The 16,645-nt window shown below is 35.1% G+C and carries 13 protein-coding genes and 1 pseudogene; 13 read left to right on the top strand and 1 reads right to left on the bottom strand.

Annotation, left to right across the window (positions count from 1 at the left end):
• The 6 genes from ACY651_RS20455 to ACY651_RS20430 form a co-directional block, all read left to right on the top strand.
• Positions 1-1,215, top strand: a 1,215-nt coding sequence (locus ACY651_RS20455) for an NRAMP family divalent metal transporter (RefSeq protein WP_462255381.1), incomplete at its 5' end; no start/stop codon positions are given.
• 21 nt (positions 1,216-1,236) lie between these two features.
• On the top strand, positions 1,237-2,211 hold the full coding sequence (locus tag ACY651_RS20450; RefSeq protein WP_462255380.1) for an NAD-dependent epimerase/dehydratase family protein: 975 nt from the start codon (positions 1,237-1,239) through the stop codon (positions 2,209-2,211).
• A gap of 66 nt (positions 2,212-2,277) precedes the next feature.
• Positions 2,278-3,369: a carboxypeptidase-like regulatory domain-containing protein gene (locus ACY651_RS20445; RefSeq protein ID WP_462255379.1), complete on the top strand. Its 1,092-nt coding sequence runs from the start codon at positions 2,278-2,280 to the stop codon at positions 3,367-3,369.
• Between the two features lie 128 nt (positions 3,370-3,497).
• Positions 3,498-4,250 (top strand): LamG domain-containing protein, encoded by a 753-nt coding sequence (locus tag ACY651_RS20440; RefSeq protein WP_462255378.1) that lies wholly within the window; start codon positions 3,498-3,500, stop codon positions 4,248-4,250.
• Between the two features lie 154 nt (positions 4,251-4,404).
• Positions 4,405-7,284, top strand: coding sequence for a sensor histidine kinase (locus ACY651_RS20435; RefSeq protein WP_462255377.1), 2,880 nt, complete (start codon positions 4,405-4,407; stop codon positions 7,282-7,284).
• A 3-nt stretch (positions 7,285-7,287) separates the two neighbouring features.
• A complete protein-coding gene (locus tag ACY651_RS20430) occupies positions 7,288-8,040 on the top strand; it encodes a LytR/AlgR family response regulator transcription factor (RefSeq protein ID WP_462255376.1) in 753 nt (250 codons plus the stop codon).
• A gap of 1 nt (position 8,041) precedes the next feature.
• On the opposite strand, the gene ACY651_RS20425 is transcribed toward ACY651_RS20430, so the two are convergent.
• A complete protein-coding gene (locus ACY651_RS20425) occupies positions 8,042-9,061 on the bottom strand; it encodes a UDP-3-O-(3-hydroxymyristoyl)glucosamine N-acyltransferase (RefSeq protein ID WP_462255375.1) in 1,020 nt (339 codons plus the stop codon).
• Positions 9,062-9,532: 471 nt separating this feature from the next.
• Between ACY651_RS20425 and ACY651_RS20420 the strand changes: the two genes are divergently transcribed.
• The 7 genes and pseudogenes from ACY651_RS20420 to ACY651_RS20390 all read left to right on the top strand — a co-directional run.
• Positions 9,533-10,012 (top strand): GNAT family N-acetyltransferase, encoded by a 480-nt coding sequence (locus ACY651_RS20420; RefSeq protein WP_462255374.1) that lies wholly within the window; start codon positions 9,533-9,535, stop codon positions 10,010-10,012.
• A 102-nt stretch (positions 10,013-10,114) separates the two neighbouring features.
• Positions 10,115-10,990 (top strand): YicC/YloC family endoribonuclease, encoded by an 876-nt coding sequence (locus ACY651_RS20415; protein WP_462255373.1) that lies wholly within the window; start codon positions 10,115-10,117, stop codon positions 10,988-10,990.
• A gap of 27 nt (positions 10,991-11,017) precedes the next feature.
• Positions 11,018-11,533 carry a gliding motility lipoprotein GldH gene (locus ACY651_RS20410; RefSeq protein WP_462255371.1) on the top strand — a complete coding sequence of 172 codons (516 nt, stop codon included), beginning with the start codon at positions 11,018-11,020 and terminating at the stop codon, positions 11,531-11,533.
• A gap of 80 nt (positions 11,534-11,613) precedes the next feature.
• Positions 11,614-12,465: a type IX secretion system protein PorG gene (gene porG / locus ACY651_RS20405; protein ID WP_462255370.1), complete on the top strand. Its 852-nt coding sequence runs from the start codon at positions 11,614-11,616 to the stop codon at positions 12,463-12,465.
• A gap of 238 nt (positions 12,466-12,703) precedes the next feature.
• Positions 12,704-15,838 (top strand): DUF4838 domain-containing protein, encoded by a 3,135-nt coding sequence (locus ACY651_RS20400; RefSeq protein WP_462255369.1) that lies wholly within the window; start codon positions 12,704-12,706, stop codon positions 15,836-15,838.
• Between the two features lie 91 nt (positions 15,839-15,929).
• Positions 15,930-16,286, top strand: a pseudogene (gene uppS, locus ACY651_RS20395) (polyprenyl diphosphate synthase); the annotation flags it as partial.
• 58 nt (positions 16,287-16,344) lie between these two features.
• Positions 16,345-16,645, top strand: a 301-nt coding sequence (locus tag ACY651_RS20390) for a CoA-transferase (protein WP_462255368.1), incomplete at its 3' end; no start/stop codon positions are given.

Below are 16,645 nucleotides of genomic sequence, written 5' to 3'. Positions count from 1 at the left end.
AAGCCTCCCTTCGGGGGAGGTTTGGAGGGGCCTATGAAGCATAAAAATTTTCTTTCCGGGCCTTTGATGGGTGCAGCTTTCCTTATGGCAACTTCGGCCATTGGTCCGGGTTTTATTACACAAACCACTAAGTTTACTGCAGAGTTAAAAGCAAGTTTTGGTTTTGTAATTCTTGTTTCTGTATTAATGGATATTGGCGCACAGTTAAATATCTGGCGCATCATTAGTGTAAGCAAAATGTATGCACAGGATGTAGCCAATAAAGTTTTGCCCGGCACAGGTTATATTTTATCTGTGTTAATAATTATTGGCGGCATTGCATTTAATATTGGCAATATTGCCGGCGCAGGCCTTGGTTTAAAAGTATTAACCGGTTGCAGTGTGCAAACGGGTGCCATCATCAGTTGTATCATTGCAGTTATTATTTTTATTTTTAAAGAAGCGGGAAAAGCGATTGATTTTTTTGCAAAATTATTAGGCTTAGTAATGATAGCATTAACGTTATATGTAGCTTTTCAATCGCACCCACCAATGGCAGAAGCTGTAATTAAAACTTTTATTCCTGATACAATAAATGAAACCATCATACTTACAATTGTTGGCGGCACAGTTGGCGGTTATATCAGTTTTGCAGGCGCACATCGTTTACTGCAGGCAGGGATACATGGGCAGGAAAATATCAAACAGGTTTCTAAAAGTGCCGTGTCTGCAATTTTAATTGCATCTTTAATGCGGCTCATTTTATTTATTGCTGCATTGGGCATTGTTTGGCAGGGCATAACTTTAAGTGCAGAAAATCCTGCAGCTACTGTCTTTCAATCTGCCGCAGGCGAAGTGGGCTATAAAATTTTTGGTTTGGTATTGTGGAGCGCCGCTATAACATCGGTGGTAGGTTCTGCATTTACATCAGTTACGTTTGCTAAATTGCTGCACCCAGCGGTTACAAAAAATTTTCGATCTATAATTATAACCTTTATTGTTTTTTCTACGATTATATTTTTAATTGTTGGCCAACCGGTAAAAGTTTTAGTAATGGCAGGTGCAGTTAACGGATTAATATTACCTTTTGCTTTGGCAATAATTTTATTGGCTGCCCATAAAAAAAATATCACCGGCAGTTACAAACATCCATTGTGGCTTTCCATTGCAGGATGGGTTGTAGTGGCAGCAATGGCATATATGGGCATAAAAGCAATAAGCAACTTATTCATTTAATATCTTTATAAAAATAATTGTATGATATTGGTAACAGGCGGCGCAGGTTTATTAGGAAAAGAATTGATTACACAACTACTTGATGAAGGTAAAAAAGTGAGGGCTATTTATAATAAAACAGCATTGCCTAATTTTAATTCCAGTAATCTGCAACAATTTCAATGTAATATTTTAGATGTGGTGGGTTTGGAAGAAGCGATGATGGGTATTGACGAAGTATATCACTGTGCAGCCATTGTTACTTTTAACCCTAAAAGAAAAATGGAAATGTTTAAAATAAATATTGAGGGCACCGCTAATGTGGTAAATGCAGCCTTAGAAGCTGGCGTAAAAAAAATGGTGCATGTAAGCAGTGTGGCTGCATTGGGCAGAATAAGAGAAAACGAGTTGATTAACGAAACCATGAACTGGACCGAAGAAACCAGCAACAGTAATTACGGGCAAAGTAAATATTTGGCCGAGCTGGAAGTTTGGCGTGGTATTGGCGAAGGATTAAATGCAGTAATGGTAAACCCGGTTATTATATTGGGTGCAGGCGACTGGAACAGCGGCAGTTCAAAATTATTTCAATCTGCATACAACGAATTTCCCTGGTACACAGAAGGTACTACAGGCTTTGTTGATGTAAGAGATGTTGTAAAAGCGATGATGCAGTTGATGGAAAGCGATATTACTGCACAACGGTTTATTGTAAGTGCTGAAAACAGAAGTTACCGGGATGTTTTTAGTTTAATGGCAAAAGCATTTAATAAAAAACCGCCGTACAAACCAGTAACACCACTTATTGCAAAAATTGTTTGGCGGCTCGGGGCTTTAAAAAGTTTATTTACAAAACAAGATCCGCTGGTAACAAAAGAAACTGCAAAAACTGCATTGGCAAAAGTTAATTTTGATAACAGTAAATTAAAAAAATATTTACCGCAATTTAATTACCGTAAAATAGAAGAAACCATCGCAGAAACCTGTGTGGCATTTCAACATAAACTTAACAAGTAGCTGTTTAACTTTGTAAAATAAAAATCACTTTGTTTTCTCTCAGATAATCTGTACAAAAAATATCACATGAAAAAAACAATTCTCTTTTTAGCAGCAATGGTATTATTGGTTACTGCTTATGCACAGTCTTCTTATTATATTTCGGGTAAAGTAATTGATGCGGTAACAAAGTTGCCATTGCAGGCGGCATCGGTATTTGCACAAAATACTACACAGGGTGCAGCAACTGATGCAGATGGTAATTTTAAATTGGGATTGCCCAATGGCGGATACGATTTGGTAATTACCTACACCGGTTATCAAACAGAAACAAAAAGAATTTCTACGGCTGATGCAGATAATAACATGGTTATTGAATTAAAGCAAAAAGAAAAAGCCATGGAAGATGTGGTGGTAAGATCTACCGGAGAAGTAAAAGATGGCTGGGAAAAGTATGGCGATTTCTTTTTGGAAAATTTTATCGGCAAAACTGAAAACAGTAAATCATGCACCATAAAAAATAAAGATGCCGTACATTTTTATTTTTCTAAAAAAAGAAACCGCCTTAAAATATTAGCTACCGAACCTTTAGAAATTACAAATGAAGCTTTAGGCTACACCATAAAATATACAGTGGATTCTTTTACTTATGAGTATAATACACAGGTAAGTTTATACACCGGTTATTCTTTATTTACCGAAATGCAAACCGCTGATACTGCCAAACAAAATGTATGGGTTGCTGCAAGGCAAAAAGCATACAAAGGTTCATTGCTGCATTTTATGCGAAGCCTGTATAATAAACAATTAAAAGAAGAAGGATTTGAAATCCAGTTTTTGATAAAGGATAATGAAAAAGAAAATGCGGTGCCCCTGCTTAATTTTTATGGCGCCATGAATTACAGTAAAGATGACAGTACCAATACGGTGGAAGTAATGCCCAACCAAAACGACGTGGTAATAATTTATACTAAAGAAAAGCCCGAACAAAATTATTTAACTGCCAATGCAGATGAGCCGGCGAAATTTCAATTATCTGTTTTATCTTTTGTACCAAAACAATCCATTATTATAGAGCAGAACGGTTATTATTTTGAACAGACCGATATAACCGTTAACCAGTACCTGGGCTGGAAAAAAATGGCCGATATGCTGCCGTATGATTTTAAAAAGGATTGATTTTACACAGTTATTGGCTAAAACAGCACAGTTACAAATTTTATACCTCTTATTTGGCATTTTTGTTGTTTTTTACATCATAGAAAATATTTTTTATGAGTTTATCAAACAATCGAAAACACGATTCTATGAAAAGTAAATTATTTTTACTAAGTATTATGGCTCTGTTATTTAGTTGTAAAAAAGAGTGTATTGATCCCACACCTCCAACGACTTCAACACTAAAAGAAGGATTAGTAGCACATTATCACTTTAGTGGCAATGCAAATGATGCAACTATAAATAAAAATGATGGAGTTGCCATTGGCGCTAGTTTAACGGCAGATAGATTTGGGAATGAAAATGAGGCATATGTATTTAATGGTGTAGGAAATTATATTAAGATTAATAATAGCCCGTCACTGGACTTGAAAGAAAGCTTTTCTATTTCAGTATGGATTCGACCAAATAATTATCTAAACCCAGGAATTATTGTTTGGCATGGTGCAGCCGCCTCTGGTCAAGACCCCTTTATATTATATTTTTCAAATGGAGCTGGATATAATGGTCTTGGAGTGCGTAAAGATTGTGGTACAGGTCTTAATGTTAACGAAGTGTATGCTCCCTCAAATGTGATTTTTTCTAACATTTGGTCGCATGTAACCGGAGTTTGTAATAGTGTAACAAAGCAAATGAAAATTTATATAAACGGGGAGTTATTAAAAACAGCTTCATTTTCAGACCTATCTTTTACTTACAGTACAGCGAATTTTTATACTATGTTGGGAGCTGTTGAAAGTACTGCAGGTCTTAGCGGTTTCTTTAATGGTAAAATGGATGAAGTTAGAATTTACAATCGTGAATTAATTCAAAAAGAAATTAGTGAGCTTTCTAAATTATAAATACCATCTCACTTCAAACTAATAACCTATAAAAAATAAGAATTTAGCCCTAAGAAAACATCGCTTGAACAAATGAATCTGTACTTTATAACTGACCCTGATTAATATAATCGGGGCTTTTTTTGTTACATTCACCTAAGCAAATCATTCTTTTTTGAAAACATTATTTACATTATTTTATTTACTGATACCAGTATTACTGATTGCACAGGAATTTAATTATGTTCACTACGATACTAAAGACGGCCTTGCTGGTTCAACAGTGTACAGCATGTGCCAGGATAAAGATGGCTTTATGTGGTTTGCTACTGAAAACGGGTTGAGTCGTTATGATGGTACCCACTTTAAAAATTTTACTGTAAAGGATGGCTTGCCCGATAATGAAGTGTTGAAAGTGTTTGCTGATAGTAAAGGAAGGGTATGGATAGGAACTTTTAGTAAAGAAATATGCTTTTATTATAAAGGTAAAATTCACAACAGGCAAAATGACAAGTTAGTAAAACAAATAGATCTGGAAGCAAGCGTGTTTGGAATAGCCGAAGACAAAGATAATTTTTTAGGCATTTCTGCTTATTCTTCCATAACAATTATTTCTCCTTTAGATAGTGTTATTAAATACAACTTTAAAAATATTTATACCTTAAAATATATATATGGAAATTCACTTGGAAGTTTTTTTGGCAAATTACTTATCAACAATGATAATAACGAATCTTTTGAATATAACAATGTGGATTTCAGTTGGAAAGAAAAAAAATCATTAGTTATGTTTCATTATGAAGCCTTAAAAATAGAAATAGATTCCTTCTCAACGATTGTTAAAACTGATATTTCCCGTAATCGTTATACTTTTCTTTCTTTTCCCGGAAAATATATTTCAGCCACAGGTACAGAGACTTCTATGGAATATATAAATACTACCGATGGTGTATGGAGTATAGATACCATTGAGGTAAAAACTGTTAATCACTTTTTACCAGGAAAAAAAATAAGCTGTACTATCGAGGATAAAGAAAAAAATATTTGGTTTGCGTCACTCGGTGGCGGTATTTATAAGTTAACATCTGTTGCAGTGCAGACTTATCCTTTTTATGCAAATAATAATAGCAAGGAGGTATTCAGTATAATAGAATATAAAAAAGGGATTTTAGCTGGCATGGAAGCAAATCGGGCAAAATTTATAGATAAGAATTTTAGAGTTGAAGAACTTAGTTACATGCTAAATGAAATATTGTCAGGAGTTAGCGTTGCTACTAATCGATTGTATTCAATGGTAAATATTTCAAACTCAACACTTGTATTGGGCTTTGATAAATTTTTAGTAAAATTAGAAAACGGAAAATCATTAATTAAATACATTTCTCCCATTAAATCAGTAGAAAAAATAAACAACGATTTTATTATTGTTGGCACATCTGCTTACGCTTTTAAACTGCGCCTTAAAGATTTAGAAATAGTTGATACCATTTGGCAGGAACGTTGTACCAAAGTGTTTTATCATAATAACAATTATTACATTGGCACATTAAAAGGATTGTACGAAGTAAAGGAAGATAAAACTTATACTTACCTTGGCGATCTGCACCCTGCATTAAGCCGCCGCATTACCGATGTAAAAAGTGCAGCAGACGGTACTTTATGGATTACTACAAGCGATAATGGTATTGTTGCCTATAAAAATGGAAAAGTAATAAAAATTATTACCGATAAAGAAGGATTAAGCAGTAACATTTGCAAAACATTATTTATAGAAGGTGATGCATTATGGGTGGGTACCGATAAAGGCATTAATAAAATAAACACCAATAATGGCAAGTACAATATTATTAAATACAGCACATCCGACGGGTTACCCAGCAATACCATTAATGCATTGTATATAAAAGATAGTATTGTGTGGGTGGGTTCGCCTGCAGGACTTACTTATTTTAACGAAAACAGTATTTCAAATTCCTCCATTTGCAATTTGCAAATGTTAGGGGTATATGTTTCAGGCAAAGAAATTAAAATAGATTCTGCGTTTAATTTATCTTATAAAAATAGTAACGTAAATTTTGAATATGCAGGAATCTCTTTCAGGTCGGGCGGCGAGATAATTTATAATTACAAATTAACCGGGCTGGATAATGAATGGAAAACTACAACTGCTAATAACCTCGATTATAAATCTTTACCGGCCGGCGATTATAAATTAGAGTTGTATGCTGTAAATAAATATGGTATAAAAAGCAATACCATTACTATTAATTTTTTGGTGGACAGTCCTTTTTGGAAATCAATTTGGTTTTACCTGCTAACAGCAGCAGCAGTTTTTTCAGTAATTATTATTTTATTTAACCGGCGCAATAAAATAACAAAGAAACGTTTAGAAGAAAAAAATAAATTTCAAAAACAATTTGCTGCATTGGAGCAACAGGCTTTACAATCTCAAATGAATCCTCATTTTATATTTAACTGTCTTAATTCCATACAGCAGTATATTCTTACCAACGATAAAGAAAAAGCCAATCAATACCTTACCGAATTTGCTGCACTCATTCGCCAAACGCTGGATATATCTTCTCAAAAAACAATTACAGTTGCAGAAGAGGCTTCTTATTTAAAAAAATATTTGGATATGGAACGTATGCGTTTTGGAGATACCTTTAATTATTCTATTGATATGGATGCAGAAGTTAAAGCAGATTATATAGCAATGCCTGCATTACTGCTTCAGCCTTATGTAGAAAACAGCCTGAGGCATGGCATTCGTTATAAAACTGAAGGCGGAGGTAAGATTGAAATTTCTTTTTCTTTAAAAGGTGATAATTTGTATTGTTCTGTAAAAGATAATGGGGTTGGCAGAAATAAAGCTGCTGCATTAAAAAGTAAACAACATATAGAATACCAGAGTAAAGGTATGAGCTTAACCGGCAAAAGAATAGAATTACTGAATACTATAAATGAAAGAAAAATTATTGTAACCGTAACCGATCTGCTAAAAGAAAATAATTCTGCTGCAGGCACATTAGTTGAAATAAATATACCTGTATAAATTATGCAAACAATTTCGGCAATAATTATTGATGATGAACCGGGGAATATTGTAACTCTTTTGGAATTGGTGAAACAATATTGCCCTGATGTATTTATAAAAGGAACCGCCCCTGACCCGGTAAAAGGTTATGAATTAATAAAACAATCAAACCCCGAGCTTGTTTTTTTGGATATAGAAATGCCTTATGGTAATGCGTTTGATTTGCTGGATAAATTAACACCTGTTTCTTTCGAAGTGATTTTTATAACCGCTTTTAATGATTATGCAATAAAAGCTTTTAAGTATGCGGCCCTCGATTATCTTTTAAAACCTGTAAATATAAATGAGCTGAAAGAAGCTGTTAATAAAGCAGGTAAAAGGCTGGAAGAAAGAAGCGTAAATACAAGAATTAATTCTTTACTCGGAAATTTAAAGGCAGAAAACTCAGGTACACAAAAAATTGCATTGCCTGCTGTTGATGGATGTTATTTTGAAGACCTTAATAGTATTATGTATTTACAGGCGGAAAATAGCTATACTTATATTTTTTGTAAGGGAAAAACAAAGTTGCTGGTATCAAAAAATTTAAAAGAATTTGAAGAAATATTACCACCTGCTTTATTTTGCAGAATTCATCACAGCAGCATCATTAATATAAACTTTGTAAAAAAATATTTTAAGGGTCGTGGCGGCTATGTACAAATGGAAGATGGCACTACTGTAGAAATATCTGTAAGAAAGAAAACCGATTTTTTCGACAAGTTTATTCAGTAATTTATTTCCCCATTACTTTTTCCCACAACTGCGGTATTCTTTTTACCCATATCATTTCTCTTTTTACAATGCCGGCTTCCTGTGCAGGTGCACCCCAGTAAGTTTTGTTACCTTCTAAATCGCCGCTTACGCCGGTACGGCCAAGTAAAACTGCATTTTCTCCAATGGTTAAAGTTTTATTTACAATAACACCGCCCCAAAGTATTACACCATCTTTAATAGTAACCACTCCGGCAACTACCACGCTTGCAGCAAACAAACAATTTTTTCCAATAACTGTATCATGACCGATATGAATTAAATTGTCAAATTTGGTTCCTTTGCCAATCCTGGTATCGTGGCTTACACCTCTGTCGATGGTGCAGCCACTTCCGATTTCTACATCATCTTCTATTACTACTCTTCCACAACTGGGCATTTTTTTATACCATACTTCACGGTCTTTTTTGGTGTTATAATAAAAGGCATCGCTGCCAATTACTGTTCCACTTTGTATAATTACGTTATCTCCAATTACACAATAATCCATTACCGATACATTAGGATGGATGATACAATTTTTTCCAATGCTTACATGGTTACCAATAAATGCAGTGGGATAAATAAAACTGCCTTCACCAATTATTGCGGTACCGCTTATTGTTTTTACTGCTCCTTCAAAGGGTCGAAAATGATTAGCAATTTTACAATACGCTTCAAATGGATTGTCAACAATAAGCAAAGCTTTTCCTTCGGGTATGGGTGCTTCTTTATTTATAATTATAAAACTAGCGGCACTGTTAATACATTTTTCATAATACTTTGGATGATCAACAAAAACTAAATCGCCTTGTTCTACTTTGTGTATTTCGTTAATGCCTGTTGCATTTGCGTTTGTGTTACCCAAAAGTTTTGCACCAATAAATTCGGCAATCCATTGTAAAGAAACCGGCGAAGGAAATTGCATAAAAATAATTTTCAGCAAAGGTAATGCGGTTTGCATTTTATCCGGCTTTTGTTGCAAAATGCTTAAAAAGGGCATTATTTAACTTTTAAGCCGGTAATTTATAAAAATATTTTTTACCCAAAAAACTTACAAAACTTACTCAGTATTTAATAATTTTTTTGCAGTGCCGTTTAACAAAACTTAAATTTTTTTTTTCAGTTTAAAAAATCACATCCTTTGAAAGTATAGTAAAATCAATACTTTTAGCAGTTTCAATTTTTTTATAAATACTTTTCGGAATAAATAAATTTTAATAAAAGCTGGTTATTTATTTTTAAAAACTAAAAATAACATCGCTATTATCCACAGCCATATTAAAAATGTTAATAAAATTTTTTGGAAATAATTTTATGTTAGCAAAAATTCTTTTTAATATTGTGAAGGGAATTTGGTTCCCGGTACTTACTAACCCATCTATATAACAAAGCCTGGCTATCAAATGTCGGGCTTTATTATTTTTATCAAAGGCTGTTTTTTACATTTGCTGTAATAAAATAAATACTAAAAATGTTTATTGATTTAAAAAAAGATTTTATCATCAGCACCGATAAATCTAAAATTGATATTGCAACAGTTCATAATTATTTAAGTAAAGAAAGTTACTGGGCTAAAAATATTTCTTTAGAAATTGTAACAAAAGCAATTGATGGTGCTTTTTGTTTTGGCGTTTATAAAAAAGAAACTGCAGGTGCGTTTACCCAAGTGGGTTTTGCAAGAGTAATTACTGATAAAGCAACTTTTGGATATTTAGCAGATGTTTTTATAGTTGAAAAATATCGGGGCATTGGTTTAAGTAAATGGCTGATGTTTGAAATAATGAATCATGCGGAGTTGCAGGGTTTTAGGGGATGGTTGCTGGGTACAAAAGATGCACATGGCCTGTACGAAAAATTTGGATTTAAACTTTTACAAAATTCAGAACGAATAATGCGCCTTAGCTTATTGGATGCTTATCCCGAAATTAAGAATGCTGAGTTTGGGATTTAAAATTAGAACCGGCAATAATAAAAAATATTTCCATATCTCACCGGTAAACAATTTCAAATTCTAAATTGCAAATTGTTATCTTGCAGTAAATAATAATATCATATGCTTAAATCAATGACCGGTTTTGGAAGGGCCGAACAAACCGTGGGTGAAAAAACATTTTTAGTAGAAATAAAAGCCCTTAATGGAAAACAGCTGGAACTGCAATTAAAATTACCACCTCTTTTGAGGCCGTACGAGTTTGAAATAAGAAATACTTTGCAGGAAAATTTAGTAAGAGGCACCATTGACTGTTTTATAAATATTAAACAAAACGGCACTACCAAACCTGTAAATATAAATACCGATTTAATTAAAGCCTATTACAGGCAGATAGAAGAACTGGCCGGCGAACTTAAAATAGATACCAATTCTGTTTTAAGTGCTTTACTTCGTTTGCCCGAAGTGGTAACACCTACTAATGATGTATTAAACGAAAATGATTTTACTGAATTTAATAAGGTTTTAATTTCGGCATTAAATAACTTAAACCTTCACCGTACCGAAGAAGGTGCTGGCCTTGAAAAAGATTTAATAAAACGTATTGATAAAATTAAAGAACAGGAAGAAGCAATTTTATTGCTCGAGCCCAACCGTAAAAAAAGAATTGTAGATGAAATTAATCAGTTGCTGGAAAAAAATGTTGGCAAAGAAAATATAGATAACAACCGGATGGAGCAGGAGCTGATTTATTACATGGAAAAAATAGATATCCATGAAGAACAAATTCGCCTGCGCCAGCATTGCGAATATTTTAAATCAATTTTGCAGGAACCGGAAGAAGGCAAAGGGAAAAAATTATCTTTTATTTTACAGGAAATTGGCAGAGAAATAAATACCACCGGCAGTAAAGCATATGATGCCGACATTCAAAAATGTGTGGTAAAAATGAAAGACGAACTGGAAAAAGCAAAAGAGCAGGTGTTAAACGCATTGTAATATATAAGCAATAGTTATTTTTGCAGTATGATTTTTAAGAATACAACCATTTTCTTTCGTGTAAAAAATAAAGTGTTGCAAATGCATTGTGCCAGTTGCCTGTTGGTATTTGCTTATTGCCTATTATTTTCATCCTGCACCCAGCTTGAAACTTTTGAAAAAAATACCAGCATTCCAAATTATCAATGGAATAGTAATTTTAAAACTGAAGGAAGTTTTTTGGTAAAAGATACTGCAGCTACTTATAAGGCTTATATTGTTTTAAGGCATACTGATGCTTATAAATACAATAATATATGGCTCAATATAGGCATTGCAGAACCCGGCGACAGCCTGTACTTTAGAAAAGTAGATATGCAATTGGGTACCGATGCTGCTGGCTGGGCTGGCTCCGGCATGAATGATATTTGGGAGATACGGCAATTATTAATGATAAAACGGTTTACAAAAACGGGCACTTATAAATTTGCTATCAGCCAAATTATGAGAGACGATCCTTTACCTGCTGTGATGAGTGCAGGGATGAGATTGGAAAAACAATAAAAATTAACAAACACGGTATCAGAAAAACATAATCTGCTCGTTTTAACAAAACAATTCTTTATTTTGCATATTATATTATTATGAAACTGAAAGTCCTTACCATTATATTTATTTGTGTGCTGGTAAATAAAACCAATGCACAGCGGTACGAGTATGTACAACAGGGAGAAGTTGGAATAACTGCAGGAGCAGCACATTATTTTGGAGATATAAATACCAGGGCGGCTTTAAACAGGCCAAAGCCGGCTTTAGGAATTTTCTTTCGCAAACAATTTGGCAATTACGTAGGTATGCGTATTGCTGCGCATTATGCACAGGTGGGTTACAGCGATACCTACAGCAAAAACGATTATCAAAAAACACGAAATCTCAGTTTCAATTCTAACATTTGGGAACTTGCAGTACAAGGCGATTTTAACTTCTTTAAATTTTTACCCGGCGATCCTTATTATGCTTTTACACCCTATGTAACACTTGGCGCAGGTGTATTTAGTTACGATCCATATGCTTATTTAGATGGTAAAAAAGAATTTTTACGTCCGTTGGGTACCGAAGGCCAGACTATTGGTTATAAAGGAAGAAAGCAATACAGCACCATGGCATTTTGTTTTCCTTTAGGCGCAGGTGTAAAGTATAATATCAACGAAAAACTAAATCTTTCTTTCGAAATTTCTCAGCGTTTTACTACTACTGATTATTTAGATGATATCAGCACAACTTATATTGGGGCAGGCAGGTTTGCAGCATTACCCAATGGCCTGCCCTCTACTGCTGCATTATTGCAGGATCGCTCTTATGAATTAGACCCTAATAATGTTTTAGGTGTTGAAGGCAGACAGCGTGGATTCAGCAAACAAAGAGATCAGTATATTATTGCAGAAATCGGTATTTCTTTTAATATCAGCAGCTACAGATGCCCAAGCGCAAACTAAAATAACCATAACCTTTTAATTATATCAAGAGCCCCAAAAATTTCAGGGGCTTTTGTTTTGTACTTAAGTAAATTTGTCTATATTTACATTTCCTCCAAATAAATAAATGATGGCTTACCTCATCATTTTATAACCCAGCCAAAGAATAACAAACCACAATTCCTGCGAATTACAACAGCGCAAATCCTTTTATTTCTGTGATTGAACCATAGTTTATCTCACCACTAACAAGTTAACTATGGCGTTCATTCGCAACTGCGTTATTACAGCAGTAATTGCTTTATGTATTGGATACAATACAAAGGCACAAACGGTTTATTATCCGGCCCGGACTTCTCAATTAATGAAGGCAACGGCGCAGGATGCAGCTTTGTTATTGCAAAAAGCAATACCCGGCAGCCAGTTTAATACTCAGGAATACACCATTATGCCATCCAGTGGTGTAATATTAATTTACGATAGCTCTATTACAGACAACCAGGCATGCAGGGCAGAAAGTAACGGAAACAATGTTATTAAATTTACTGCTGCCGAAGATAATGGCCTGCACTTTGGTATTTATCAATATTTACATCAGTTAGGGTTTAGGTTTTATCAGCCCGGTAGTGTATGGGAAATTATTCCGTCGCTTTCATCAGCATTTAAAAGCATTGATACAACATTTTCCTGCAGTTATAAATATAAAACATGGTTTGTAAGCGGTGGTCATAACCGCTGGATAATGGATAATACTACTGTTTATAACTGGGATAATTATTTTGGAGAAAACGGGCACAACTGGGCATTGTACCAGCGCCGTAATGGTATGATGGGCAGCGCAGGTTTCAGGGGCCATCGTGGTGATGTAATGAGTGGAAATTATTTAACGACCTTACAAAACAATCCGTGTTATGTAGCTAATTTTAATGGCAGCAGGCAAGTTAATGTACAATCGGTACCGGATGTATTTAATAATTCCGCAAAGGAGTTGTGGTCAAATACTATAGAGCAAAAATATACGCAGTATAAAAATACTATTTACAGTAATCCGGCGGGTTATGCCAACATCTACCGCAATTTTAAATACTATAATAAATATATTGGTATAGAAGTACCCGATGGAGCTTTATGGGGCAATTCAAAAGCTAACGATGTGTGCAGTGCAGTTGATTACCCAAAAGAAAGCGACCAGCATTTTACTTTAGCAAATTTTACGGCAGAAAAAATTATGGGTAAATACCCTGATAAACATTTTCAATTGTATGCCTATTCAGCCCATGCAGATGTACCTTCTGCATCAATCACCATCAATAAAAATATTGATATACAATTAATACCAACCGTGTATCAAATGGAAAGCAGCACCAATGGATTAAGAAACCGCTGGTATAATCGCTCTGCAAATGTTTCTGAATATCAATACCTCAATCTTTCTAACTGGAGTGGAGAAACGCCTTCCTTTAAATGGAATGATTTAAAAGCAACATTACAAATTGCAAAAGATAAAAAATCGCAGGGTGTTATGTGGGAAGCATCCCCTGCAAAATTTGGCAGCCTGCCTTTTTTATTAGCAGCCAACAGTTATTTAAAAGATAATATTGAGGTGGACAGTACACTGCATGAATTTTGTACTGATATGTTTGCAGGCGCAAATAATACGGTGTACAAAATCTTGCAGATGTGGGGAGATGAAAGGACTGCACCATCTAAACATAAAATGGAACTGTACATTCAATTACTTAATAATGCTGTACAGCAAACACAAACTGCAACTGCAGTTGTAAAAGAAAGATTGAGAGAATTAAAAGCCTATTTGCATTATATGGTTATGTATTTTGATCTGGCCAATGACGATCAAAATAAATCAGTAACAAAAGCAGAAAAGGATGGGGCTATTTGTATTTACTTAGCTAAAACAAACAGGCTGCAATTAGTTAACAGCTTTTACATGATAGCAAACATTGTAAGTAAATATGCAGCAAACTCAGGTTTTTATACAGCTTACAATGTAATAAACGGAACTGCCTATCAAAATGGTAATTTGCCATTAATAACTGCTGATGAAATCGATGGTAATTTTTTACAGGATGTAAGCAGGTACGGTAACCAACTCAGCCAGTTTAAAATGGAAGCAGCAGATTTTATAAAAGGACAGTTTGTTTCTGCAAACCTTGCCCCGCTAACTAAAATAAATACAAAAATTGGTTACACTAACGGTGCAAATTATTACAATAAAACAACGTTTAATATTATAGCGCCATCAGCGGGCAGCTTCATTATTCAATACACTCCACGTTTTGATATGGCGGGCAAAGGCAACATCAATTTTTTGGTAGAATCTGCAGATAAAGCATTGCAGATAATAAAAGATTTTACTTTAGATAATAACAGCAAAGCAGGAACGCATACAATTGATTTGCCTGCGGCAGGTAATTATATTTTAACTGTAGTTTCAAAATATAAATCAGCAGTTGATTTATCAATAACCACTAACGGAAATTATTTTTATAAAAATGGAGCTTTTTTGGGCAATAAAACAGAAAGTTACAATGCAGATTTATCCAGCTTACCGGGATATTTTTATATACCCAATGGCATCAGTAAAATTTATTTTAATATAACCAACAGTTTTTCCGGAGGTAAGTATGCCTCTGCAGATGCTGTAAGTAAAACTTTTTTAATTAAAGATAATAAAGGCAATGCTGTTGTACCAGGCTTTGCATCATCAAAAGATTCTTCTTTATTTTATTTAGAAATACCCGAAGGTGCAGCCGGTAATTTTTGGCAGGTTACAACTATGGCACAGTATAGTTTGCAATTTGTTAATATCAGCAACGTACTTTGGTATGCTCAACGTAAAGCATGTACTGTTGCTTCTTTCTCAGCAACAATAATTAATAAAAATGGTAATTGTTTTACAAGATTAACTACAACCGCCAATGCAGCCAATTTAAACTGGGAAGTAAACGATATGGGCCGTATTTTAAAATACAGCAATCAATCAGTTGTTGATTTACCCGATTACATTTCACCCAATGCAGTAATAATATTAACCAGCGGTACAGGCTGCACCTTTTCAAGTCAACTTAATAACAGCAAAGAATATTTGCGTGCTAAAGAAGCCTGCGCCAGTGGTGCTGCCATGGCAAATATTGAAACAAGTGCAGTAACGCCGCTGATGTACCCAAACCCATCAACAGGGATTTTTAAATGTATGCAAAAAGGGAATATTGCAATTGCTGATGAAATACTAATTTATAATACTCAGGGTAAGCTGGTGGGTAACTTTAAAAATACCAGCCAGTTTAACATCAGCAATGCAACTGCCGGTTTATACCTTTACCGCATGATAATAAATGGCGAAGTATTTAAAGGCAAATTAGTCAAGCTGTAAGATTTGCTTTAAAACGCCAATTACAACTAAATTTTATTACTTTTGCACCCCCAAGTCAGGCCCAGTGCCTGACTAATAGTTTTACGTGTTTATGAGCCAGAAGGATAAAATAAATATACAGCAACTACCAAAACACATTGCCATAATTATGGATGGCAACGGACGCTGGGCTAAAGAAAAAGGCGAAGACCGTCTTTTTGGTCATTTAAACGGCGTGGAAAGTGTGCGTAATATTGTAGAAGGCGCTGCAGAACTCGGAGTTGAATACCTTACTTTATATGCTTTTAGTACCGAAAACTGGGACAGGCCAGAGTATGAAGTAACTGGATTAATGGAACTTTTGGTTGATACCATCCGCAAAGAAGTGCCCACACTTAATAAAAATAATATAAGGTTGCATGTTATTGGCGCTGTAGATATGCTGCCGGTTTCCGCTAAAAAAGAACTGGACGAAGCTATACTGGATCGAGGACCGCATCGAGGCCTACAACCTGCCGCTCGGCGTCGTGAGCCATCTCTTCCGCGAGATCGCCGGCCATCGCGCGGGCCTCCTCACCAAGGTGGGACTTCGCACGTTCGTCGATCCCCGCCTCGACGGCGGGCGCATCAACGCCCGCACGACGGAGGAGCTCGTGCGCGTGATGGACATCGACGGCACGGAATGGCTGTTCTACAAGACTTTTCCGATCACGGTCGCCTTCATCCGCGGGACCACGGCGGATCTCGGGGGCAACATCACCATGGAGCACGAGGCCCTCACGCTCGACAGCCTCGCCATCGCCACCGCGGCCAGGAACTCGGGCGGCT

It is taken from the genome of Ferruginibacter sp. (assembly GCF_031391665.1).
GTDB lineage: Bacteria > Bacteroidota > Bacteroidia > Chitinophagales > Chitinophagaceae > Ferruginibacter.
The sequence above is the reverse complement of the archived record's forward strand: the minus strand, read 5'-3'. Positions and strand labels throughout refer to the sequence as shown.

Excerpts from the sequence above, each read along its gene's own strand:
- ACY651_RS20450 (WP_462255380.1), top strand. The coding sequence starts at position 1,237 with ATGATATTGGTAACAGGCGGCGCAGGTTTATTAGGAAAAGAATTGATT.
- ACY651_RS20445 (WP_462255379.1), top strand. The coding sequence starts at position 2,278 with ATGAAAAAAACAATTCTCTTTTTAGCAGCAATGGTATTATTGGTTACT.
- ACY651_RS20440 (WP_462255378.1), top strand. The coding sequence starts at position 3,498 with ATGAAAAGTAAATTATTTTTACTAAGTATTATGGCTCTGTTATTTAGT.
- ACY651_RS20430 (WP_462255376.1), top strand. The coding sequence starts at position 7,288 with ATGCAAACAATTTCGGCAATAATTATTGATGATGAACCGGGGAATATT.
- ACY651_RS20425 (WP_462255375.1), bottom strand. The coding sequence starts at position 9,061 with ATGCCCTTTTTAAGCATTTTGCAACAAAAGCCGGATAAAATGCAAACC.
- ACY651_RS20420 (WP_462255374.1), top strand. The coding sequence starts at position 9,533 with ATGTTTATTGATTTAAAAAAAGATTTTATCATCAGCACCGATAAATCT.
- ACY651_RS20415 (WP_462255373.1), top strand. The coding sequence starts at position 10,115 with ATGCTTAAATCAATGACCGGTTTTGGAAGGGCCGAACAAACCGTGGGT.
- ACY651_RS20410 (WP_462255371.1), top strand. The coding sequence starts at position 11,018 with ATGATTTTTAAGAATACAACCATTTTCTTTCGTGTAAAAAATAAAGTG.
- porG (WP_462255370.1), top strand. The coding sequence starts at position 11,614 with ATGAAACTGAAAGTCCTTACCATTATATTTATTTGTGTGCTGGTAAAT.
- ACY651_RS20400 (WP_462255369.1), top strand. The coding sequence starts at position 12,704 with ATGGCGTTCATTCGCAACTGCGTTATTACAGCAGTAATTGCTTTATGT.